Genomic DNA, 21,788 nt, shown 5'->3' with positions numbered 1-21,788 from the left:
CTCAACCTAAACGGGTCCGCTTCTTCATGTGGTAAATGACAATGCGAAACACAATAAAGGCATTAGCACCTTTTGATACCTGAAAACATAACGCACCCTAACCTTATTTTTAGCTTAATGGCGTGCTAAAAAAGCACGTCAAATACAGAATCGGCAGATTACATCGCTGAGCAGAGAAAACACGGGCATGAAACGTACCCAAGGGCTAACATCGGGGGCATGAGCGCGCAAATGGATACCCCTGATCCCACTATGTCTGCTGTTGCAATGTTAGATTCCATCCCTTCTGATCAACCAGATTTCCTGATCGATGTAGAAGTAGATCGACCAACTCCCGGACCACATGATCTGCTAGTCCACATTGAGGCGGTCTCAATTAACCCTGTTGATACCAAGGTACGCATGCGGGCCGGGAAGCAAAAGCATCCTAAAATTTTAGGTTTTGATGCTGCAGGTGAGGTGGTGGCTGTTGGATCGCAGGTCACGCTCTTCAATGTTGGTGACAAAGTGTTCTACGCAGGATCCAATCAGCGTCCAGGAAGTAACGCAGAGTACCAGGTGGTGGATGAACGGCTGGTGGGTCACGCACCACAAAGCTTGGGGGCACACGACGCCGCTGCTCTCCCACTTGTCGCGCTCACTGCATGGGAGTCACTTTTTGACCGATTGGGAGTAACTCAGTCAACTACTGGAACACTGTTGGTCTTGGGCGGTTCAGGAGGTGTGCCTTCAGCTCTTATTCAACTTGCTCGAGCTCTCACTGGTCTGAAAGTAGTGGCAACAGCTTCTCGCCCTGAATCACAAGAATGGGTGACAAAGCTCGGTGCTCATGAGGTGATTGATCACTCCAAGGATTTGAGTGAGCAAATCTCCGACGTGGATTTTGTTTTCAGCTCGTGGACTACTGGGCGTGAAGTAGAGCTCGCCACGTTGATGAAACCCCAGTCCCACCTAGTGCTCATCGATGATCCAGTGGATCCCAATTTGGGCGCTTTTAAGCAAAAAGCGATCGCTTTGCACTGGGAGTTCATGTTTACCCGCGCTATGTTCAACACTCCTGATATGGGTGAACAAGGGAAAATTCTGAATAAGATCGCCGACATGGTTGATCGGGGTCAGTTTGAGTCCGTGACAGCAACGGTGCTGGATGGGCTCAACGCTGCAAACATCATGGAGGGGCACCGGCTCGTTGAGCAGGGTAAAACCTCAGGAAAAATTGTTGTGAGGGTATAAAGAGGACTTGAAAAATGCACCATCTACGCTATGAATCACCAATCGGAGAGCTTCTTCTTGTTGCAAGTGACCAAGGGCTAACCTATGTGGCATTCTCCGATGAAAACTACGCAGCTTGTACTGTCGGGTCGACCCCGGGAACCAATGCGGTGCTGGAACAGGCAGTTGCTGAGCTTGAAGAATACTTCGCAGGGAAACGTAAAGAGTTCAGCACTCCCCTGGATTGGCCAAGCCAAAATCTGCTGAGCTTCCGCGGTAAAGTGCAGGAATTTTTGCTGTCCATTCCTTATGGGGAGAGTAAAACTTACAAACAGATCGCCGCTGAGCTTAATAATGTGGGCGCGGTTCGTGCAGTGGGAAGCGCCTGCGCCACCAACCCCTTGCCAATCTTTGCTCCTTGTCACCGAGTACTGCGCACTGATGGGGCGTTAGGTGGCTACAGAGGAGGCTTGGAAGCAAAACAGTGGCTGTTGGAGCTGGAACGTCCTTAGTTTGTGTCCGCGCACGGAGCGGTAATCCAAAATTTAATGAAGCCGCCAATCTCGTGGAGTACTGCATTGTGAAGCCCGGTACGTCCTAGGCTGTTGACGTTGAGCACTGTGGAATCACCGGTATAGCACTGGTCAAACATGGTGCGAACGCGTTGGGTGTGCGTGCGGCTGGTCACTACCAATACGCTTTCCCAGCCTTCCTTTTTGGCAAGCTCGTTAAACGTGCGGGCTTCGCCGGAGGTGATCACGGGGTAAGGATCCATGCAGAAACTTTCCGCATTTTTTGGCCGTGACTTTCCTGCGCAGTGGGCATATCCCACTTTGTCTTTGGAGCCACTCGGGTTGGAGACGACGTAATTGCTGGCGTAGCCTTCTTCAACAAGCTCGGCACCATATTCGTGTCGACCATCGCTGGAACCGGCCAGCACCAGAACTACATCAACTTTTTTGGGCTCAGCCTTCGCAGGATAGATAAACCACGCAAGCACCAGTCCGCACAGGAGCGCCAAGGTGATGAGTAGCGGAAGGACACGGCGTAGAAGCAGCCGTCGGATTTTCAGCACTATCCACATCCCTCAATCTAAACCCGTCAAAATACCTCTCGCACTTTACCGTTAATGCGCTTTAGGTGCCTTTCACGTTGACGATCTGGCGCAATTTATGGCGAATTGTCACCAAATCGGCAGCATCGGCCATCACCTGATCGATGTCTTTGTAAGCGTCGGGAATTTCATCGATCCACTCCTTGCCGGGCCGGTAGACGATGCCCGCCATCCGAGAATCCAGGTCGGCCGTCGAGAAGCGCTTTTTAGCCTGGTTGCGCGACATCCTCCGGCCCGCCCCATGCGGCGCCGACCGCAGTGCCTCGGCGTTGCCCTTGCCACTGACCACGTACGACGCGGTGCCCATCGACCCCGGAATCAACGCCGGCGTGCCTTCGTCCGCCAACACGGCACCCTTACGGGTGAGCCAAATGGTCTCGCCGTAGTGCTCCTCCTGGACCGTGTAGTTATGGTGGCAGTTGATGCGCTCGACCTCTTCAAGCTGCTTGTCGACGAAAAAACCCAGCTCCCGTGCGAATCTGTCCATCATTTCTTCCCTGTTGAGGAACGCAAAACGCTGCGCCCAATTCAGTTCCTTGATGTAAGACTCAAACTCCTCAGTCCCCTCGGTCAAGTACGCAAGATCCTTATCGGGAAGCTCCTCATTCTTACACTCGGCCTGCGCGATCTTGATGTGCTTCTGGGCAATCTTGTTACCCACACCGCGGGAACCAGAGTGCAAAAACATCCACACCCGATCCAACTCATCAAGACACAACTCAATGAAGTGATTACCTCCACCAAGCGAACCCAACTGGCGCTTCCACGTCGGAGAGTGCGACAAATCTACACCATCGCGCTCCGCGAGTTCCTCCAACTCCGCGACCTTCACCTTCGCGGTTTCCTTCAAGGTGGTGGAATTGTAATTTCCAGGAGACAACGGAATCACCCGCTCGATGTAATCCCGAAGCGTCACCAAATCACGTCCCTCCAGGTCAGAGGCCGTGTAATTGGTACACACTCCTATCATTCCGCAACCTATATCCACACCCACAGCCGCCGGAATGATCGCACCCTTGGTGCCGAACACCGTTCCCACCGACGAACCCAGCCCAAAGTGAGCATCAGGCATCAACGCCACATGCGGGTAAATAAACGGCATGGTGGCAGTAGCTTCGGCTTGCTTCAGGGCTGCGTCTTCCAAATGTGAAGCAAAATTAACAACATGATTCATAGCGATTCCTTAAATTCGGGTACAAATTCGGGTACAAAAAAGCCCTCCCGGCGACTGAGTTTTCAGCTGCGCCGGGAGGGCTTAAAAATGTGTTTTTAGAAGTTCAACACGTTTAGAAGGCATGGCGGCGCAGGCTTTTGCAGCAGGTGTAGTTGCTGATAAAAGCGCACGGCCGACTCCTTAACTTCCTCATTTAAACGTGTAGAGCCAATGATGACAGCAAAAGGTGAATCTGTCTAGCGTTGGCAGCCGGGACACCAAAATAAGTTGCGACCCTCCATGACCTGCTCCTTGATGGGAGTTGCGCACAGAAAGCACTCTTGACCGGTTCGCCGATAGGTGTAAACCTCACCGCCGTGATCATCTTTCCGCGGTGGCCTACCCATCGCCTCCGGTGTGTGTTCCGGGCGCACAGTATCAATCCGACCAGTCACAACACCGTCTTTCATCAACCCAACAAGATCCGCCCAAATGGATCGGAACTGTGCCGTGGTGATGTCTTTTCCAATGGTGAACGGTGAAATCCCCAGGCGGAAAAGTGTCTCCGCACGGTAGATATTTCCCACACCTGCGAAAAGCTTCTGATCCATCAACAACGAACCAATGCTTCGCCCTGAGCGCTGCACCTTAATCCGAATTGGTTCCGGATCGGCATCATCGCGAATCGGATCAGCGCCCAATTTTCCAATGGCCTGGGTGCGCTCTGCATCGGTGATCAACCTGCACCATTGGGGTCCGCGCAAATTAGCTGCGATCTCCCCGTCGGAAAGGTGCAGGCGAATCTGCCCGCGGGTTTCTTCCGCAGGTTCAAACTGCAACGTGCCAATCAGCCCCAAATGGATATACAAAATGTGCTCAGGGTGATCCGCATCGAACTCGACGAACAGGTGCTTGCCGTAAGCCTCCGCAACCGCGATGCGGTGACCGTTGATGATCGCCGCTTCAGAAGTAAAGCGTCCTTGAGGTGAAGTGGCGTCCAAAATGGTATCGCCAAAATTCTTGGTGAGTTCCCCAGCTAGTCGATGAATCACGTGTCCTTCAGGCATAATCACCAACCTTAGTAGCCGGTGTGCCGATTTGATAAAAAACTAAGCGTGGCCTGCGGGAATCGGCACTTTCAGGATAGGACAACCTAATATAAATAAGCTTAGGCTAAGGGCCGGTGACAATTTATCAAGCAGTGCTATAATAGGGGTCATGGCAAACTACACAGTCCCTGGAATCAACGAGAATGACGCAAAGCAGCTTATTGATGGACTGCAGGAGCGTCTCACCGACTACAACGATCTTCACCTCATCTTGAAGCACGTGCACTGGAACGTCACTGGCCCCAACTTCATTGCTGTTCACGAAATGCTCGACCCACAGGTTGACCTTGTTCGTGGCTATGCTGACGAAGTTGCAGAGCGCATTTCCACCCTCGGAGGCGCACCAGTTGGAACCCCAGAAGGCCACGTTGCTGACCGCACCCCACTGCAATATGAGCGCAATGCCGGAAATGTCCAAGCACACCTCACTGACCTCAATCGCGTGTACACCCAAGTGCTGACCGGAGTTCGCGAGTCCATGGCATCAGCCGGCCCAGTGGATCCAGTAACTGAAGACATCTACATCAGCCAGGCCGCGGAGCTGGAGAAATTCCAGTGGTTCATCCGCGCACACATTGTTGATGTAGACGGAAACATCCAAGAGTAAAACGTCGAAAAGCGTTAAGGCGCTGACCCCCACCAGCCCGGGGGTCAGTGGCTTCCTTAGTGCAAAAATCCACCACAAAATTTTTGATCCTGAAATTTGTGGTGGATTTTTGCACTTTTCGTCGCCGGATCCTGCACGAATCCACCACAGACTCCGGAATTTGCCGTGGGATGTGGTGGATCCTTGCTGTGGAACCTCACAGGAGGTGCAAGTTGGGGGACGGAGTGTTGGGATTGCTAAAATTCGTTCGATTTTTAAGTTCTCCGCTGATCTGTAACGAGAAGTTGAACAGTCAACCTGCAGTGACCCCGCAGGAATCACAGCAGCCTCAATCGCCTCAAAAGTAACGCTCCTAGAATCGCCTCTAAGGGCCTAACCCACTCAAAACCAATCTATGGGTCACTGCAACCTCAAAGCCCTTTAAATCGCTACGCCCCGACCCCTCGCGAAAACCGACTTCCACCAACCTCGGCGATAAGCCTCCTCCCTGGGGCCTTGCCCATTTCATAGGGTGTCCAGGTAATGTTTCAGGGGTTAGATTTCAGCTGAAGCAACTGGGGAGTTGGCGCTATGAGCATCGGATTCGACCGCGACCTTTATATTAAGATGCAGTCGCAGCACATCAATGAGCGCCGCGAGCAGATCGGCGGCAAGCTGTATCTGGAAATGGGCGGCAAGCTTTTCGACGACATGCACGCTTCCCGTGTGCTGCCAGGTTTCACGCCTGACAACAAGATCGCTATGCTCACTGAGCTTAAAGATGAGCTGGAAATCCTCGTCGCAATCAATGCGAAGGATCTGGAGCGCAAGAAAACCCGCGCCGACCTCGACATTTCTTATGAGGAAGATGTTTTACGCCTCATTGATGTGTTCCGTGAGCTGGGCTTTTTGGCGGAGCATGTGGTGCTCACACAGTTGGAGGATGACAACTATCAGGCACTCGCGTTCAAGCAGCGCCTAGAGCGCCTTGGCCTGAAGGTTGCTGTTCACCGCGTGATTCCAGGTTACCCAACTGATGCTCGCCGCATTGTTAGCGAGGAAGGTTTCGGCATCAACGAGTATGTGGAAACCACCCGCAATTTGGTTGTTGTGACCGCACCGGGCCCAGGTTCTGGAAAGCTCGCTACCTGCTTGAGCCAGATTTATGGCGATCACCAGCGCGGAATCAAGTCCGGCTACGCAAAGTTTGAAACTTTCCCCATTTGGAACCTGCCTCTTGAGCACCCAGTTAACTTGGCTTATGAGGCTGCCACGGCAGATCTCGATGACATCAACATCATCGATCCTTTCCACCTCGCCGCCTATGACACCAAAGCCACCAGCTACAACCGCGACGTGGAAGTCTTCCCGCTGCTGAAAACCATGCTGGAAATGCTGTCGGGCTCATCGCCGTACAAATCCCCCACCGACATGGGTGTCAACATGGTCGGAAGCGCAATTATCGACGACGCCGCGTGCCAGGAAGCCGCCCGCCAAGAAATTGTTCGGCGTTACTTCAAGGCGCTTGTCGACGAGCGTCGCGAGGAGCAGGACGATACCATTTCAGCGCGCATCGCCATTGTCATGAGCAAGGCCGGTTGCACCGTTGAAGACCGCCGCGTGGTTGCCCGAGCACTTGATGTTGAAGAATCCACCGGCGCGCCGGGTTGTGCCATTGAACTTAACGATGGTCGACTCGTCACCGGCAAGACTTCAGAACTTCTCGGATGCTCCGCAGCGATGGTGCTTAATGCACTGAAGGAACTCGCTGGCATTGATCGCAGCGTGGATCTCCTCTCCCCTGAATCCATCGAGCCAATCCAATCGCTGAAGACCCAGCACCTGGGATCCCGCAACCCTCGCCTGCACACTGATGAAGTGCTTATTGCTTTGTCAGTGTCTGCTGCGAACTCCGAAACTGCCCGCCGGGCTCTGGACGAGCTGAAAAATCTCCGCGGCTGCGATGTCCACACCACCACGATCCTCGGATCAGTTGATGAGGGCATTTTCCGCAACCTCGGAGTTTTGGTTACTTCAGAGCCGAAGTACCAGCGCAAAGCTTTGTACCGGAAGCGTTAAGGCACTGGATTTTGTCGAGCAGTTTCAGGCTGTTTAGCGGGCGAGTTCTTATAGAGATGTATAAGGTGAAGCTCATGAAGTTGAAGTGGATTGCACCAATTCTTCCGGTTTTGGCCCTTGCAGGCTGCGGAAACTACGTCAACGTAGAGTCGCAAGGGAAATCTGGAATTTCCCATGATGAGGACGGAAATATAAGCGTTCACATGTACATCTGTGGTGATAATGCGGTGGATGAACTGATACTTAGCGGTGGTTTTTACGATGGCCCACCTGGGACAAACAACCCAGCCCTTGGGATGTTGAAAACTTCCAACCCTGAGTCGGGTTATGTTGTAGTCAACATCGCTGATCCAGCACCGTGGGAAGTTGTTGAGCCAATCAATTTGCCCACGGAACAGGGAAAGTACATTATTGCCAATCCGAGGTTGGTAGATAAAGGTTGGCCGATTCCTTTCGCAAAAGAAAAGTATATGCCGAGTGTTTCCACATCAGTAGGAATGCTTGAAGGAATAGATCCAGGTCTAGTCATGCGGGATATGTATACCGAGTCGACTCATGTGTTCGGTACTGCCGAAGACTTTGTTGAAGCCGGTCAACAGTGGTGCGAGGATTATTTCTAAAACGTGAATCTGGCAAAAGAATTGGGTTAAAGTCCGGATCGAAACTGGACCTTAACCCAAATTTTTAGCCTAATTTTACGCCTCGATGATGAATGCCTCTAGGCGTTCACGAGCAACATCGTCTGGAAGCTGCTCAGGTGGGGACTTCATCAGGTAGGAGCTTGCTGGCATGATCGGTCCGCCGATACCGCGATCGAGGGCGATCTTGGCGGCGCGAACAGCGTCGATGATGATGCCGGCAGAGTTGGGTGAATCCCACACCTCGAGTTTGTACTCAAGGTTGAGGGGAACTCCACCGAATGCGGTGCCTTCGAGGCGGACATAAGCCCACTTGCGGTCATCGAGCCATTGGACGTGGTCGGATGGTCCGATGTGGACGTTGCGGTCTTCCACCTTTCCAGACAGTGGACCATCTGGAATGTTGGAGGTCACTGCTTGGGTTTTGGAGACCTTCTTGGATTCCAAGCGATTGCGGTCAAGCATGTTTTTGAAGTCCATGTTGCCGCCGACGTTGAGCTGCATGGTGCGATCTACGCGAACGCCACGTTCTTCAAAAAGGCGTGCGAGGACACGGTGGGTGATGGTTGCACCGATCTGGGATTTGATGTCATCGCCAACAATTGGGATGCCAGCGTCAGTGAACTTCTTAGCCCACTCAGGGTCGGAGGCGATGAATACTGGGAGAGCGTTGACAAAGGCGCAGCCTGCATCGATGGCGGCTTGTGCGTAGAATTTGTCGGCTTCTTCGGAGCCCACTGGGAGGTAGGACACCAAAACATCGGCTTTTGCGTCGATAAGCGCCTGGACAACGTCGACTGGCTCGGCGGTGGACTCGTCGATGGTCGCGCGGTAATGATCGCCCAGGCCGTCGAGAGTCGGGCCACGCAGCACGTTGATGCCGGTCTGTGGGACATCGGCGATTTTGATAGTGCAGTTTTGTGAAGCCTCGGTGGCGTCGGCAAGATCGATGCCTACTTTTTCGGCGTCGACGTCGAACGCGGCCACGAATTCAATGTCGCCAACGTGGTAATCACCGAATTTGACGTGCATCAAACCCGGGACAGTTTCGGAAGGATCCGCATTTCGGTAATATTCCACACCCTGAATGAGGGAGGTCGCGCAGTTTCCGACTCCGGCAATGGCAACCCTGATGGTGGACGTGCTCATCTAAAATTTCTCCTCTTAAAAAGATAACGGCCGCGACCGAAAAAGCTTCGCCGCACGCTTATCGACGCTACGTTCCAAAATGTGGGGATTCCCAGCAGAAATCAGACCTGATCGATCAAGCAACTCAATTGATCGATCAAGCATTACCCCCATTCGGGAGTGATGAAATGGGGGATTTCTAGGGGAAAACAAAGTAGGTGGATTCCCTGATGTGTTGTGAATGGTATGTCCGTACCCTGGCATTTTGGATACAGACTTGTTGTAAGAACTTATGAAAGGAGTGCCCCGGGGTTACCTGATCCTCGGGGCCATCTCACTGTGGCACTACCACCTTCGCTTTCCTTGGCCCCGAAGAAATTAATCATTGTGGCCGTGGTCCTGATTTTGATCATTGCGGCTGCCTCGTTTTATTTTCTGCGTTCATCATCGAATGACCAGGTGATTGCCACTTCTGATGTTCGGGAGATTTCCTCCGAGGGAATCGTGGCGCGTGTGTCTGTCAACGGAAATATTGAAGCTGCGCGAACCACCACCATTTACACCAGTCTGACTGTGCCGGTCGCGAACTTGCCGGTTGCGGTTGGTGACCGTGTGGCAGCTGATCAGGTGTTGGCTGAGTTGGATGCCTCTGCCCTGCAACGACAGTTGGATGAAACTGATGCCAACAATGCGCGTGCAGCCATGGCGAACCGCAATTCCATCGCGCAGTCGCAGCAAGCATATGAGCAGTCCAGGGAACTTCTTGATAGTGGTTTGAGCCCGGAGATCAACTCGGCGCGGTCCTCGTTGCGGGCGTCCTCACAGGCATATCAGGATGCGATCCGCAGTTTTGAAGCGAAGCAGCGAGATGTGGATGGCGGATTGGATTCCACCATGGTCGCTCAATCGGATGCTCTCAAGGCAGCTCGTGAGCAAGCAGATGCTGCTGAAATTGAACGACTGCGCGCGGACTTCGGACTGCTCAACAACGATCGCAGCAACCTCAACGATGTCATTGGTCTGCTCGATGAGAGAGAATCTTTGGCTTCTGCGGAATCCGAACTAGCTCAAGCCCGCGCTGCAGGTGACCTAGAGGCAGTCGCTGCAGCTGAAGCAAAGGTTGCAGGCCTGGAACAATCAATTGCTTCCAAAACCTCCACGTGGCCTAGCCAAGATCAGACTTACTTGCAGTCCTACACCGCTTTGGAGGAAGCTGAGCGACGCGTCGCATCCACCACTGAAGCTCTAGAAATAGCCGAGCGGATCTACATTGATTCACTCGGAAAAGTTGACTCAGAACTAGCCGCCGCACAGCGCGCCGTTGCCGAAGCCCACTCAGCACAACAAGACGCAGCACTTGGCCTCGAGACCGCGCAGCTTTCCACCCAACACCAATTGGAAGCCCAATCAAGCGCCATCGATGCAGCTTTAGGTTTGGCATCAGTAGATAATGAAGCCGCCACCAGATCCACGTCCCAGCTGCGGATGGATATCAACAACACCACCGTTCGCTCCCCATACTCAGGCATTGTTTCATCCGTGCAGGCAGCCCAAGGTCAACCAGCAGCCGGCGCACTGTTGAGTGTTGCTGATGATTCCGAACTGAAGATCACCGCGAATGTAAAAGAAGCGGAGATCAGCAACGTCACCATCGGATCCCGCGTCACCTTCACTACCCCATCGACCGGAACCAAAGAATTCGCCGGCCGAGTATCCAAAGTCTCCCCCATTGCAGCTGCCGCCAGTGCCCCAGCTACAGGTGAAGGAGCTGCCGCAGGCGCCACAACCACCAACACTGACGTCACCTTCCCCATCGAAATTTCCGTCACCGGCGACCGCGAAGGCCTCAACCTCGGCGGATCCGCTCGAGTACGCATCGTCCATGAAATCGCACCACACGTACTGACCGTTCCTTTGGAAGCTGTGTACAAAAATGATGACGGCAAAGACGCTGTTTTGATCATCAGCGACGACAACAAAGTAGAAGAAGTAGAAGTAAAAACAGCTGAATCCGATGACTTTGATATCGCAGTCAGCGGTGCTGGAATTTCAGAAGACGCTCGAGTGCTCACCCAGCCTGGAAACTACCGGGGCCTCATCGGAGAAACTGTGAAACTTCACGCAGATACGGTGGAGCAGGCGGCGGCTCCTTTTAGTCCTGCGGCCCCTTTTGACCCTGCAGCCCCTGCCGTTTCTGCCAAGCAAACCGTGGGCCAGGTGATTTAGCCTATGAGCCTCATCGAAATGCGAAATATTGTCAAGACCTACAACATTGGATCTGAAGGTGAACTCACCGTGTTGCACGGTGTGGATTTCCATGTGGACCGTGGCGAATTCGTGTCGGTTGTGGGTACGTCCGGCTCAGGTAAATCAACGATGATGAACATCATTGGGTTGTTGGATAAGCCAACTGATGGCACGTACACCTTGGATGGCGTGGATGTGTTGGATATCAGCGATGATGCTTTGGCGAGCCACCGCGCTAAATCGATTGGTTTTGTGTTTCAGAACTTCAATCTGATTGGCCGGATCGATGCGTTGAAGAATGTGGAAATGCCCATGATGTATGCGGGCATTCCGGCTAAGCAGCGGAGAAGTCGTGCGGTTGAATTATTGGAAATGGTCGGGATGGGTGAGCGTCTCAACCATGAGCCCAATGAGCTTTCGGGTGGTCAGAAGCAGCGCGTGGCCATTGCTCGCGCGTTGGCGAACGATCCTGAGATCATTCTTGCTGATGAACCAACTGGTGCGTTGGATTCTGCAACGGGCCGGATGGTGATGGATATTTTCCACCAGCTCAACAAGGAGCAGGGCAAAACCATCGTGTTTATTACTCACAACCCTGAGCTTGCTGATGAATCTGATCGGGTGGTCACCATGGTTGACGGGCGCATCATTGGGTCTGAGGTGAAACACTCATGAGCCTTGCAGAATCAATTCTTTTGGCGCTCACCAGCCTGAGAAGCAACAAGATGCGTGCATTGTTGACGCTGTTAGGAGTCATCATTGGTATCGCATCAGTCATCGGAATTTTGACCATTGGTAAAGCCCTGCAGGATCAAACTTTGAATAGTTTGGAAAGCTTGGGCGCGAATGATCTGTCGGCGCAGGTGGAGGAACGCCCCGACGAAGATTCCCCCGAACCCGATATGTTCGCTTTTTCTGGGGCTGCAAACTCTAGTGGCAATCTGATTCCGGAAGAAACAGTTGATACGCTGCGCGATCGTTTCGCAGGCAGCATCACGGGAATCAGCGTTGGCGGAATGGGTACGCAAGGCACTCTCATCGGCGACACCGCAGATCTTAAATCCGATCTCCTCGGCGTCAACGAGGATTATATGTGGATGAATGGCGTCGAAATGAACTACGGCCGCGCCATCACGCAAGACGATGTTGCCGCTCAGCGCCCCGTTGCGGTCATCGCCCCAGACACCTTTAATACGCTTTTCGACGCAAACCCCAACCTCGCTCTGGGGTCCGAAGTAGCTTTTGAACTCAACGGTCAAGAGACATTTTTGCGGGTTATCGGTGTGTATAAAGAAGCCGCAGCAGGTGGACTTGTGGGAAGCAATCCAACCGTCCACACCTACACCCCATATACGGTGGCCAATGACATCACCCACACGGAAGATGGATTGAACACGTTAAGTATCCGTGCAGCTCAGGGCGTAGACCAGGATTCACTTAAGGGTTCACTGCAAACCTACTTCGACGCGCTGTACGCCAACAATGACTCGCACCACGTTGCCATGTTGGACTTCCGTAAACAGATCGAAGAGTTCAACACCATTCTCGGCGCAATGAGTTTGGGTATCTCAGCCATCGGCGGAATTTCCTTGCTTGTCGGTGGCATCGGAGTGATGAACATTATGTTGGTGTCTGTCACCGAGCGAACCCGCGAAATCGGTGTCCGAAAAGCCCTCGGCGCTCGTCGACGTGACATTCGCCTGCAATTCGTCGTTGAAGCCATGATCATTTGTTTCATCGGTGGCATCCTCGGCGTGCTTTTGGGCGGCATTTTGGGATTGATCATGTCCAGCGCTATTGGCTACATTTCCTTGCCACCACTGAGTGGAATCGTGATCGCCTTGGTATTTTCCATGGCTATCGGCCTGTTTTTCGGCTACTACCCCGCCAACAAGGCAGCAAAGCTCGATCCAATTGACGCCTTGCGTTATGAGTAAAAGCCTCGTTTTTAAGGTAGCCACACATCGCACTAGACTGAAGAACTGTGGCTACCTCAAAAATTCTTCTTTATTACGCATTCACCCCGCTCTCTGACCCTAAAGCGGTTCAGCTGTGGCAGCGTGAGCTCTGCGAGTCACTGAATCTTCGTGGCCGCATCCTGATCTCCACTCACGGCATCAATGGAACCGTGGGCGGAGATATTGATGATTGCAAGGCGTACATTAAAAAGACCCGCGAGTACCCAGGTTTCAACCGCATGCAGTTTAAGTGGTCCGAGGGTGGCGCTGAGGATTTCCCAAAGCTCAGTGTCAAAGTCCGCGATGAGATCGTTGCCTTCGGCGCTCCAGATGAGCTCAAAGTGGATGAAAACGGCGTCGTCGGTGGCGGCGTTCACCTGAAACCACAGCAGGTCAATGAGCTTGTGGAAGCCCGTGGCGATGAAGTTGTGTTCTTTGACGGCCGCAACGCAATGGAAGCCCAGATCGGCAAGTTCAAGGACGCTGTTGTCCCTGACGTAGAAACCACTCATGATTTCATCGCAGAAATTGAGTCTGGAAAATACGACGATCTCAAAGACAAGCCTGTGGTCACCTACTGCACCGGCGGAATTCGTTGTGAGATCCTGAGTTCACTCATGATCAACCGTGGTTTCAAAGAGGTCTACCAAATCGATGGCGGCATCGTTCGCTACGGCGAGCAGTTTGGCAACAAGGGCCTGTGGGAAGGCTCCCTCTACGTTTTCGATAAGCGCATGCATATGGAATTCGGCGAGGATTACAAAGAGGTCGGACACTGCATCCATTGCGATACTCCCACCAACAAATTTGAGCACTGCCTCAACGAAGATGATTGCCGCGAGCTCGTGTTGATGTGCCCTGATTGCTTCGCCAATGTTGAGACCCGTCATTGCAAGCGCGAACGCTGTGCAGCAATTGCTGCGGATTTCGCTGAGCAAGGAATTGATCCGCTCGTTACTTCTTAAAAAGGGTATGGTGGCTGGGTATGAGCATCGTTAAGATCAACGCAATTTCCGTACCCGAAGGCGCTGGTGAAGAGCTTGAGAAGCGCTTCGCAGCCCGCCAAAATGCCGTGGATTCCGCTCCGGGATTTGAGGGCTTTCAACTGTTACGCCCTGTTTCCGGTGAAGACCGCTACTTTGTAGTCACCCAGTGGGCTGATGAAGACAGCTATAACGCGTGGCGTGATGCCGAAAAGGCCAAGGGCGGTCATGGCCAGGGAGCCCACGGCTCAGATAAGAAGCCTGTCGCTTCCGGCGCTTCCCTGCTGGAGTTCGAAGTAGTCCTAGGATCTACCGGCGCTAAGTAGGGAAAGAGAAAAGTCGGAACCTTTGAAAGATTCAAAGGTTCCGACTTTTGTCATTTATGTGAAGTTTTTAGTGCCCCAAGATGGACAAGGTGAGCACCGAGGTTCCCCACAGCATGCTGAATGGAATCAAAATCCACAACACGCCCATCCAAGGACGCCAGCGTAGGTAATTTCGGTATTTGTCATAGAGGATCCATGCAGATCCAAGCATGCCACCAAATGCGATGACGCTAGTGGTAATTGGCCACCACAGTTCTGCAGCACGGGAACAAATCCACACGGCCTCACCGGCGTCACAGATGGGACCGCCCTGGAGTCGTGACACCCAGGCCAATACGTATGCAGAAACGAATGTAACTAGTGGAACTGCAAACAGATAAATGAGTGCTTGGCGTGAAGATTTCTTGTTCTTCTCATGCTCCAGCGCTGGGTCTGGCGCATCAGCCAAGGAATCAGGATCGTCCGAGTAGATCCTGGGCCGGTTAGAAAAATCGGCTTCGTCGACTAGATCATTTTCTGGATGCTCTGGTTGGGTGTTCATGAAGTTGTCCTCCTTTGCAGGCATACTTAAGTCTAGTCCTCTGCTGTTGGAGAGCCTAAAGACCGGGATAAATGATGGTCGGTACAGGAGAGTTTCGGATAATTTCCATTGTTTCCGAACCGACAAAGACACGTGAAAGGGTGTCTGTGCGATGGCTTCCCATGCACAGCAGGTCACCTTTCTTCCATCGCAAAGCATCAATTGCACCGCTCCAACCCCAGCCAGAACCGGTTTCACTGCTCACGCTCAAGTTTGGGTGGTCTGTGAGGACGCCATCACGGGCTCGATCAAGCATGGCGAGCGTTAGTTCACGCCACTCGGAGGAAAGCTCAGTGGAAATATCCAAGCTCCGCGACGTTGGTGCGGAAGTAATGCCTGTGGGTGAAAAAGCAAGGATCCGAAGAGGAACGTTCCAATTGGTGGCGAGCTCCGCGGAAGAGCGTAAACCTTGCTCAAAGTCATCGCTTTCATTGGTGAAAGCGTAGTTGACGCGGGTGACACCCTTTTTGGAAAGCTTCACCCCTCGCGGCACAAGTCCTAGTGGGACGGGCGAGGAGTGAAGGAGGGCATCTGCGGTGGAGCTGGCCAGAAAGCGGCCTTTTGGTGCGGTCGCATCAGAGCCAAGCAGAATGAGGTCCGCTTCGAATTCTTCAGCAGCATGGGTGAGCAGCGTGGATTCAGAAGGACCATCTACAAAAACTGAAACATCATCGTCCCATTGGGACTTCTCAACTCCGGCCTCTTTGAGTCCCTTGATCGTGCGACTGCGGTAGTAAGAATCTAAATTCTTATACCACTTATGATATTTTCCTCCGAGCTTACTGATGGAGGAAGACGGCCAAGGGCGTATGAAAGTTGTGATTCCACGAACATTGATGTCTGAAGTACGAGCTAGCCATGCGGCGAACTCAAAAACAGCATCATTTTGTTCACTACGTTTGCCACCCGAATTTTCTTCGGGTCGACAAGAAATAAGTACGCGAAGGGGTTGTTTCATCAAATTCCGGAGTTGAGATGGAGAAAACTGTTAAGAACCGCTGTCGGTCTCTTTCCAGCTACCGTACACCTCTGCAAGCTCAGTAATGATATCCACCAGGTCTTCGGTACGTTCCAGCTGCTCTGGGGTGAGCATTTCAAGGAGTCGAGCCATCTCTGCGTTTCGTTCATTGTTCACGCGCTCAAGCTCTTCGCGTCCATGATCAGTGAGCTGAACCTGCACGCCTCGGCGGTCTTTGGTGTCGCGGATACGCTCAACCAGGTTGAGTTGCTCCAGCTGATGCAGAGCATTCGAAGCGGTTGGCATACGAATATCTTCAAGTTCCGCGATGCGACTAATTCGGGATGGGCCGTTTTCTTCCAGGCGACTCAAAATAGTGAGCTGTGGACCCGAGAGGTCAGAATTCACAGAGCGGCGGAAATAGAGAACGTAGAGTTTTGTCAGCGCGGGTCGCACGCGGACTGCTAGCTCCTCAGCGTTTAAATTAGGCATGCCTGCCAGCATAGCGGTATTGCCAAGTAATTTCCGTTCGATAACCTATCTACGGAAAAAGCAATAATTTGGACAGAAAAAGTACAACTTACCTTGGCGTCACTTGAGAAGTAGCGTGAGCGATAACTCCGAGGCCTTAATTCTGTGCTGTTCCTTATTCACTTAAAAGCAATTCTAAACGATGCTTCTAGAGGGTCGTTTCATTGGTCGGCTTACGGCTACACTTTTTAATCGTGGTGCAATATCAAAATGAGATCAGTCACCAACTAGCTCGTAGGCAGACTCTCCGTCAGTTTCGGGCGGGGTTGGTGCAAAAAGACACAATTTGTGACGCCGAGTTCATCTTGGTGACTGCGAGCAAATATCACGGACACCTCGCAGATTATCCTTGCCCGATTTGTGGCAGCGAGGATCTACGTGTGGTTTTGTGGGTTTATGGCGATGAAATCGGTCGGGCGGCAGGTTCTGCTCGAAGTGAAGAAGAAATCGAACAGTTGGTAAAGAATGGACGGCAGGCAACGGTGCATACTGTTGAAGTATGTCCCACCTGCAAGTGGAATCACCTGCTTAAGGCGGAAACCGCGACGGCCAGCTGATTCTCAGATTCAGATGAATAGGCTTAGGCGCAGTATTCTCTACAGCACAAGCTTCAGATAAGAACCAGATCTGATTGAACGGAAACACCAGTTGACGAATAGTAAAAATCCTCCTGCCAAAAAGAGCAGCGGCAAAAGGCGCTTAAAGAGCGACTCTAAGGGCTACGCTGTAAGAAACACCATCATTGGTGCCATTGTTGCTGTCATTTTGATTCCAGTAATGGTCTTCATGGGTGCTTACATCATGGTTGATGTTCCAGAACCGGAAGAGTTGGTTTCACCCCAGGTTTCGCAGATTTACGCATCTGACGGTGAGACTGAATTGGCACGCATCGTTCCTCCAGAAGGCAACCGCCAGATGGTGACGATCGATCAGGTGCCTGACACTGTGAAAAATGCGGTGGTGGCTGCGGAAGACCGAGAGTTTTACACAAACCCCGGTTTTTCCATTACTGGCTATGCCCGAGCAGCACTTGGCGTAATCACTGGTGATTCTTCAGCGGGTGGTGGTTCCACCATTACTCAGCAGTATGTGAAGAAGGCTGTGGTTGGTGATGAGCGTTCGCTGATCCGTAAGGCTAAGGAATTGGTCTATTCCGCGAAGATGGCCAATGAGTGGTCTAAGGACGAGGTCCTTGAGGCTTATCTCAACACTGTGTACTTCGGTCGAAATGCCTATGGTGTGCAGGCTGCAGCTCATGCATTCTTTGATAAGCCAGTAGAAGAGCTCACGGCTGCTGAGGGCGCAGTGCTGGCGGCCAGTATTCAGCTGCCAAGCCAGTTGGATCCTTGGACAAATCCAGTTGAGGCGGAAACGCGTTGGAACTATGTCATGGACGGCCTGGTGGAAATTGGCGCTATCTCGGCAGAGGAGCGCGCAGTTGCTACCTACCCTGAAACCACTGACCCTGCGTCCAACAGTGCGTACACCGAAGCCACCGGCACTAATGGTTTGATTAAGAACCAAGTGATGGCGGAGTTGTCTGAGCTTGGTATCACTGAGGATGATGTGCAAACCCGTGGTTTGCAGGTCACCACCACCATTGATCCAAAGACTCAGGAAGGTGCCGTTGAAGCGGTACAAAACCAGTTGGATCTTCTGTCTGAGAACAACCGTGCAGCGGTAGTCTCCATTGATCCTTCTAATGGTGCGGTTCGTGCTTATTACGGCGGCGAGGATGCGACTGGTTGGGACTTTGCAAACGCTCCGCTTCAGACCGGTTCTACATTCAAGATCTTTGGTCTGGCAGCAGCACTTCAGCAAGGTATTCCACTGTCTCAGCCATACAGCTCTGCGCCGGTGACTGTGGGTGATGCTCAAATCGGAAACGTCGGTGGCAGCGGTTGTGGTTCCTGTTCCATCGAGCAGGCGTTGTTGCATTCTTACAACACCAGCTTCATTCGTTTGCAGCAGGATCTGGAAAATGGTTCACAGGATACTGCGGACATGGCGCATGCTTTGGGTATCGCGAAGTCTTTGCCAACTATCCCTGAGACACTGACTGAAAACGGAGAGACCCCTTATGAGGGCATCATCTTGGGTCAGTATGAGTCCCGCCCACTTGATATGGCTTCTGCGATGGCAACTATCGCTAATGAAGGTGTCTGGCACCGCCCGCACTTCGTGTCCAAGGTGGAGACTGTCAGCGGTGAGGTTCTCTACGAGTTCGAGGATGGCGACGGCGAGCGTCGTGTTTCTGAAAAGGTTGCACTGAATCTGCTCAAGGCCATGGGGCCAATCGCTGCATACTCCAACGGAAACGCTCTGGCTGATGGCCAGGTTTCTGCATCCAAGACTGGTACCACTCAGCTTGGTGATACCGGTGCAAACAAGGATGCGTGGATGTTGGGTGCGGCACCTCAGCTAGCTACTGCGGTGTGGGTCGGAACTGCTGATAACACTGCATTGTATAACACCTGGGGTGGCAGTATGTATGGTTCTAACTCCCCTGCCACGATCTGGAAGCAGACCATGGATAACGCCCTCGAGAACTCCCCTCTCGAAACTTGGGATATCGCTCCAGCATTGGGGTACGGTAACCCACCAGTTCCGGAATATGTGTGGACTCCAAGTCCAAACATCGCGACTAATGATCCAGAAGGAGCAACCGAGGAAGCTCCAGTGGAGGATCCAAATGCAGTAATCGATACCCCTGCTGTAGATCCCACTGCACCTGCAGAGGAGACCGGTAACGGTCAGGTAGAAATCCTGCCGGGGCTGACTATCCCGGGAGATCTCTTAGGGATCGGCTAAAATCCGGTCGTAGCCTAAACGACCTTAAAAAGGAGCCGACCGCCGATGGACCAGAAATTGGACCAGCAGAAGGTAGACCGCGTATCGCCCGGTGATAGTGAACCGGTGGCACGGGATTTTATCAATGCAATCGGCGGTCGGTTTGGTCGTTTTGCGCAGGTGGGCACTCAGCGGTTCTGGACTCCCCTGCGTGTTTTGATCACCACTTCCCTGGTGTTTTTGGCCATGGGGTTTTTAACAAAAGCCAATTGCATCCAGGGTTCTAGAGGTACTGATGGTGTGGTTTCTTTGAACTGGTCGGGAAGTCGCCAGTACACCTCAGCCTGTTACAACGACATCGTTCCGCTCTATGGGGGGCGCGGAATTGATGCGCCAGGTTTCCCTTATGCCTTTTCGTGGCAGGAAGGTGATCTCACCAGGTACATGGAGTACCCGGTGTTGGGCGGAATTTTCCAGTGGATTTGTGGCATTATCACGCGGTTTTTGTACCCGGTTGTTGATGTCATTCCGTTTCATACGCTGCCTGAATCTGGTCTTTATTTCATCGTCACCGCGCTTGCGTTGGCGTTCTTTTGGGTGTTGGTCATCCGCATGATGGTGGAGCTCACTGGCAATCGAGTGTGGGATACCGTCCTTGTTGCGGCGTCTCCCCTGGTTGCTGTGCATGCGTTTACCAACTGGGATACTCCAGCCATTGCGGCGGTGATTGGTGCGATGCTTGCGGTGAAACGCGGAAACCCCTTGGTTGCGGGTGTGCTGATCGGCGCGGGTACGGCGTTCAAATTGTGGCCGCTTTATCTTCTTGGTGCGTATTTGGTGCTGGCGGTCAAGAATAAGAATCTCAAGCCGTTTATCACCATGGCTGCAGCGGCTGCGGTGACATGGCTCGTGGTGAATGTGCCAGTGATGATCGCGTACCCCAAGGCGTGGAATGAATTCTTGCGCCTGAACCGGGAGCGTGGTGCGGAGTGGACCACGATTTACCAGGTCATCGACCGTAATTTGCCGATCAATTTGAATGATCCAGTGCTGCTTAATGTGCTGAGCTTCGGCTTGTTTGGTGCATCGTGTGTGGCCATTTTGATCCTTGGGCTCAAGGTGCAGCGCACTCCCCGAGTCGCTGAGCTGGCCTTTTTGATTGTCGCGGCGTTTTTGCTGTTTAACAAGGTGTGGAGTCCTCAGTATTCACTGTGGCTGGTCCCGTTGGCTGTTCTGGCATTTCCTCAGTGGAAAGTGCTGTTCCCGTGGATGGTTACAGACGCCATGGTGTGGCCAATTTTGATGTGGCACATGCTCGGCACGGACAACAAGGGACTCCCCCATGAAATGTTGGATCTCATCGTGATTTCCCGAGATGCCTTCATTGTGGTCATGATAGTAGGTGTAATCCGGCAGATGCTCGGACGACGTGCAGATCCGGTGATGGATGCGCACGCCGGGCGCGATTTGTTGGCCGGGCCCTTCGGCGCAGGCGAGCGTCGAAAAGCATTGAAGGAAGTAAGTTGAGCACAACAGTTTTGCTGGTCACCATGGTCAGCGTTTTTGTGGGTTTTCTCTGTTTCGGCGGCGCGTTTGCCAGCTTCATGTATAAGAAATCGAATAAGCAGATTTGGACGCTGTTCAGCATCGCGATTGTGCTGATCACGGTGATTCCGGTGACGATTGCGGTTTTCTGGGCCACCACGCCCGCCTAAAAGATTTTGCTTTTCGACGTCTCCCTCCTCCCGTGGGAACTTTCCTCTAACTAAGTGCGTTAAGGAAGGTAGAAAGGCAGGTAACAGATGAAAAAATCTAAGACTTCAACCACCTTTGTAGGCATGCTCGCGGCTTCAGCTTTGACGTTGGCAAGCATCTCCACCGCTGAAGCGAGGCCGCTGGAAGCAGAGCATAACTTCCATGCGGGAACTGTGAACGAAAACGCATAAATCAGGAATCGACATTTCCGCGCGTTTGGTGTACCTTGAATAGGTTGCTGACGCAACGACCCTCCTGCTATGCCAACGACGGCATGGCCGAAAAAACAATTACTAGACCATAGGAGGTGATGAGGTCCGTGCGTCAATACGAACTTATGATCATTCTCGATCCTTCTCAGGATGAGCGCACTGTTGCCCCGTCCCTGGATAAATTCCTCGAGGTTGTCCGCAAGGACAAGGGTGACGTTGTGAAGGTTGATGTTTGGGGCAAGCGCCGTCTTGCATACCCAATCGACAAGAAGGAAGAGGGCGTTTACGCCGTCGTCGATCTCAAGTGTGAGTCTGCGACCGTACTCGAGCTCGATCGTGTTCTGAACCTGAATGATGGTGTCCTGCGCACCAAGGTTCTGCGACTCGACAAGTAAAGAACTTTAAGGCTCTAGAGAGGTAGTTGAAGGA

23 protein-coding genes are annotated in these 21,788 nt (G+C 52.6%); 16 read left to right on the top strand and 7 right to left on the bottom strand.

Annotated features, from left to right (window positions below; all coding sequences use genetic code 11):
* Window positions 1-219 precede the first annotated feature (219 nt).
* Together CGL_RS14970 and CGL_RS14965 are read left to right on the top strand one after the other, a co-directional pair.
* Window positions 220-1,233: a zinc-binding alcohol dehydrogenase family protein gene (locus CGL_RS14970; RefSeq protein ID WP_011015560.1), complete on the top strand. Its 1,014-nt coding sequence runs from the start codon at window positions 220-222 to the stop codon at window positions 1,231-1,233.
* 14 nt (window positions 1,234-1,247) lie between these two features.
* Window positions 1,248-1,724, top strand: a complete 477-nt coding sequence (locus CGL_RS14965; protein ID WP_011015559.1) for a methylated-DNA--[protein]-cysteine S-methyltransferase — start codon at window positions 1,248-1,250, stop codon at window positions 1,722-1,724.
* Here CGL_RS14965 and CGL_RS14960 read toward each other — a convergent pair.
* The 3 genes from CGL_RS14960 to CGL_RS14950 all read right to left on the bottom strand — a co-directional run bounded on the left by CGL_RS14960 (window position 1,721) and on the right by CGL_RS14950 (window position 4,546).
* Window positions 1,721-2,296 carry a YdcF family protein gene (locus tag CGL_RS14960; RefSeq protein WP_011266055.1) on the bottom strand — a complete coding sequence of 192 codons (576 nt, stop codon included), beginning with the start codon at window positions 2,294-2,296 and terminating at the stop codon, window positions 1,721-1,723. The two genes, CGL_RS14965 and CGL_RS14960, sit on opposite strands and share 4 nt — an antisense overlap.
* A gap of 52 nt (window positions 2,297-2,348) precedes the next feature.
* The gene (locus CGL_RS14955; protein WP_011015557.1) at window positions 2,349-3,500 is read right to left on the bottom strand and encodes an RtcB family protein; all 1,152 of its coding nucleotides are present in this window, start codon (window positions 3,498-3,500) and stop codon (window positions 2,349-2,351) included.
* A 236-nt stretch (window positions 3,501-3,736) separates the two neighbouring features.
* Window positions 3,737-4,546: an Fpg/Nei family DNA glycosylase gene (locus CGL_RS14950; RefSeq protein WP_011266054.1), complete on the bottom strand. Its 810-nt coding sequence runs from the start codon at window positions 4,544-4,546 to the stop codon at window positions 3,737-3,739.
* A gap of 151 nt (window positions 4,547-4,697) precedes the next feature.
* Between CGL_RS14950 and dps the strand changes: the two genes are divergently transcribed.
* The 3 genes from dps (at window position 4,698) to CGL_RS14935 (ending at window position 7,873) form a co-directional block, all read left to right on the top strand.
* Entirely contained in the window at window positions 4,698-5,195 is a 498-nt protein-coding gene (gene dps / locus CGL_RS14945) for a DNA starvation/stationary phase protection protein Dps (RefSeq protein WP_003861220.1), read from the top strand.
* A 570-nt stretch (window positions 5,196-5,765) separates the two neighbouring features.
* Window positions 5,766-7,253, top strand: a complete 1,488-nt coding sequence (locus CGL_RS14940; RefSeq protein WP_011015555.1) for a DUF1846 domain-containing protein — start codon at window positions 5,766-5,768, stop codon at window positions 7,251-7,253.
* Between the two features lie 74 nt (window positions 7,254-7,327).
* Window positions 7,328-7,873, top strand: coding sequence for a hypothetical protein (locus tag CGL_RS14935; RefSeq protein WP_011266052.1), 546 nt, complete (start codon window positions 7,328-7,330; stop codon window positions 7,871-7,873).
* Window positions 7,874-7,948: 75 nt separating this feature from the next.
* Here the strand turns inward: CGL_RS14935 and CGL_RS14930 are convergent, their stop codons facing one another.
* Complete coding sequence (locus CGL_RS14930; protein WP_003855107.1) at window positions 7,949-9,040, bottom strand: inositol-3-phosphate synthase; 1,092 nt, start codon at window positions 9,038-9,040, stop codon at window positions 7,949-7,951.
* 366 nt (window positions 9,041-9,406) lie between these two features.
* On the opposite strand from CGL_RS14930, the gene CGL_RS14925 reads away from it, so the two are divergent.
* Genes CGL_RS14925 through CGL_RS14905 form a run of 5 tightly spaced genes read left to right on the top strand, consistent with a single transcriptional unit; the run spans window position 9,407 to window position 14,533 of the window.
* Window positions 9,407-11,245 (top strand): efflux RND transporter periplasmic adaptor subunit, encoded by a 1,839-nt coding sequence (locus CGL_RS14925; protein WP_011015553.1) that lies wholly within the window; start codon window positions 9,407-9,409, stop codon window positions 11,243-11,245.
* 3 nt (window positions 11,246-11,248) lie between these two features.
* Complete coding sequence (locus tag CGL_RS14920; protein ID WP_003855103.1) at window positions 11,249-11,941, top strand: ABC transporter ATP-binding protein; 693 nt, start codon at window positions 11,249-11,251, stop codon at window positions 11,939-11,941.
* A complete protein-coding gene (locus tag CGL_RS14915) occupies window positions 11,938-13,203 on the top strand; it encodes an ABC transporter permease (protein WP_011015552.1) in 1,266 nt (421 codons plus the stop codon). The genes CGL_RS14920 and CGL_RS14915 overlap by 4 nt, the downstream gene beginning before the upstream one ends.
* Window positions 13,204-13,250: 47 nt before the next feature.
* Window positions 13,251-14,189, top strand: coding sequence for a rhodanese-related sulfurtransferase (locus tag CGL_RS14910; RefSeq protein WP_011015551.1), 939 nt, complete (start codon window positions 13,251-13,253; stop codon window positions 14,187-14,189).
* Window positions 14,190-14,209: 20 nt separating this feature from the next.
* Window positions 14,210-14,533, top strand: a complete 324-nt coding sequence (locus CGL_RS14905; RefSeq protein WP_011015550.1) for an antibiotic biosynthesis monooxygenase family protein — start codon at window positions 14,210-14,212, stop codon at window positions 14,531-14,533.
* Between the two features lie 67 nt (window positions 14,534-14,600).
* Here the strand turns inward: CGL_RS14905 and CGL_RS14900 are convergent, their stop codons facing one another.
* The 3 genes from CGL_RS14900 to carR are packed head-to-tail and all read right to left on the bottom strand — an operon-like array spanning window position 14,601 to window position 16,575.
* A complete protein-coding gene (locus CGL_RS14900) occupies window positions 14,601-15,098 on the bottom strand; it encodes a hypothetical protein (protein WP_003861203.1) in 498 nt (165 codons plus the stop codon).
* Window positions 15,099-15,129: 31 nt separating this feature from the next.
* Window positions 15,130-16,071 (bottom strand): universal stress protein, encoded by a 942-nt coding sequence (locus CGL_RS14895; RefSeq protein ID WP_003861200.1) that lies wholly within the window; start codon window positions 16,069-16,071, stop codon window positions 15,130-15,132.
* Window positions 16,072-16,101: 30 nt separating this feature from the next.
* Complete coding sequence (gene carR, locus CGL_RS14890; RefSeq protein WP_003855083.1) at window positions 16,102-16,575, bottom strand: MarR family transcriptional regulator CarR; 474 nt, start codon at window positions 16,573-16,575, stop codon at window positions 16,102-16,104.
* A gap of 191 nt (window positions 16,576-16,766) precedes the next feature.
* Here carR and CGL_RS14885 point away from each other — a divergent pair, with 191 nt between their 5' ends.
* From CGL_RS14885 to rpsF, 6 genes are all read left to right on the top strand, one after another.
* On the top strand, window positions 16,767-17,159 hold the full coding sequence (locus CGL_RS14885) for a DUF5318 family protein (RefSeq protein ID WP_011015548.1): 393 nt from the start codon (window positions 16,767-16,769) through the stop codon (window positions 17,157-17,159).
* 91 nt (window positions 17,160-17,250) lie between these two features.
* Complete coding sequence (locus tag CGL_RS14880) at window positions 17,251-19,413, top strand: transglycosylase domain-containing protein (RefSeq protein WP_011015547.1); 2,163 nt, start codon at window positions 17,251-17,253, stop codon at window positions 19,411-19,413.
* Window positions 19,414-19,458: 45 nt separating this feature from the next.
* Entirely contained in the window at window positions 19,459-20,919 is a 1,461-nt protein-coding gene (locus tag CGL_RS14875; protein WP_011015546.1) for a glycosyltransferase family 87 protein, read from the top strand.
* On the top strand, window positions 20,916-21,107 hold the full coding sequence (locus tag CGL_RS14870; protein ID WP_003861194.1) for a hypothetical protein: 192 nt from the start codon (window positions 20,916-20,918) through the stop codon (window positions 21,105-21,107). Before CGL_RS14875 ends, CGL_RS14870 begins: the two co-directional genes overlap by 4 nt.
* Before the next feature lie 87 nt (window positions 21,108-21,194).
* Window positions 21,195-21,338 carry a hypothetical protein gene (locus tag CGL_RS15490; RefSeq protein ID WP_003855075.1) on the top strand — a complete coding sequence of 48 codons (144 nt, stop codon included), beginning with the start codon at window positions 21,195-21,197 and terminating at the stop codon, window positions 21,336-21,338.
* Window positions 21,339-21,466: 128 nt separating this feature from the next.
* Window positions 21,467-21,754 (top strand): 30S ribosomal protein S6, encoded by a 288-nt coding sequence (rpsF, locus tag CGL_RS14865; RefSeq protein WP_003855074.1) that lies wholly within the window; start codon window positions 21,467-21,469, stop codon window positions 21,752-21,754.
* Window positions 21,755-21,788 lie beyond the last annotated feature (34 nt).

This window comes from Corynebacterium glutamicum ATCC 13032, assembly GCF_000011325.1.
Classification (GTDB): Bacteria; Actinomycetota; Actinomycetes; order Mycobacteriales; family Mycobacteriaceae; genus Corynebacterium; species Corynebacterium glutamicum.
This window is presented reverse-complemented; position numbering and strand designations above follow the sequence as displayed.

Bases quoted from the DNA above. Each gene is read 5' to 3' on its own strand.
- CGL_RS14970 (WP_011015560.1), top strand. From the start codon at position 220: ATGAGCGCGCAAATGGATACCCCTGATCCCACTATGTCTGCTGTTGCA.
- CGL_RS14965 (WP_011015559.1), top strand. From the start codon at position 1,248: ATGCACCATCTACGCTATGAATCACCAATCGGAGAGCTTCTTCTTGTT.
- CGL_RS14960 (WP_011266055.1), bottom strand. From the start codon at position 2,296: ATGTGGATAGTGCTGAAAATCCGACGGCTGCTTCTACGCCGTGTCCTT.
- CGL_RS14955 (WP_011015557.1), bottom strand. From the start codon at position 3,500: ATGAATCATGTTGTTAATTTTGCTTCACATTTGGAAGACGCAGCCCTG.
- CGL_RS14950 (WP_011266054.1), bottom strand. From the start codon at position 4,546: ATGCCTGAAGGACACGTGATTCATCGACTAGCTGGGGAACTCACCAAG.
- dps (WP_003861220.1), top strand. From the start codon at position 4,698: ATGGCAAACTACACAGTCCCTGGAATCAACGAGAATGACGCAAAGCAG.
- CGL_RS14940 (WP_011015555.1), top strand. From the start codon at position 5,766: ATGAGCATCGGATTCGACCGCGACCTTTATATTAAGATGCAGTCGCAG.
- CGL_RS14935 (WP_011266052.1), top strand. From the start codon at position 7,328: ATGAAGTTGAAGTGGATTGCACCAATTCTTCCGGTTTTGGCCCTTGCA.
- CGL_RS14930 (WP_003855107.1), bottom strand. From the start codon at position 9,040: ATGAGCACGTCCACCATCAGGGTTGCCATTGCCGGAGTCGGAAACTGC.
- CGL_RS14920 (WP_003855103.1), top strand. From the start codon at position 11,249: ATGAGCCTCATCGAAATGCGAAATATTGTCAAGACCTACAACATTGGA.
- CGL_RS14915 (WP_011015552.1), top strand. From the start codon at position 11,938: ATGAGCCTTGCAGAATCAATTCTTTTGGCGCTCACCAGCCTGAGAAGC.
- CGL_RS14905 (WP_011015550.1), top strand. From the start codon at position 14,210: ATGAGCATCGTTAAGATCAACGCAATTTCCGTACCCGAAGGCGCTGGT.
- CGL_RS14900 (WP_003861203.1), bottom strand. From the start codon at position 15,098: ATGCCTGCAAAGGAGGACAACTTCATGAACACCCAACCAGAGCATCCA.
- CGL_RS14895 (WP_003861200.1), bottom strand. From the start codon at position 16,071: ATGAAACAACCCCTTCGCGTACTTATTTCTTGTCGACCCGAAGAAAAT.
- carR (WP_003855083.1), bottom strand. From the start codon at position 16,575: ATGCTGGCAGGCATGCCTAATTTAAACGCTGAGGAGCTAGCAGTCCGC.
- CGL_RS14875 (WP_011015546.1), top strand. From the start codon at position 19,459: ATGGACCAGAAATTGGACCAGCAGAAGGTAGACCGCGTATCGCCCGGT.
- CGL_RS15490 (WP_003855075.1), top strand. From the start codon at position 21,195: ATGAAAAAATCTAAGACTTCAACCACCTTTGTAGGCATGCTCGCGGCT.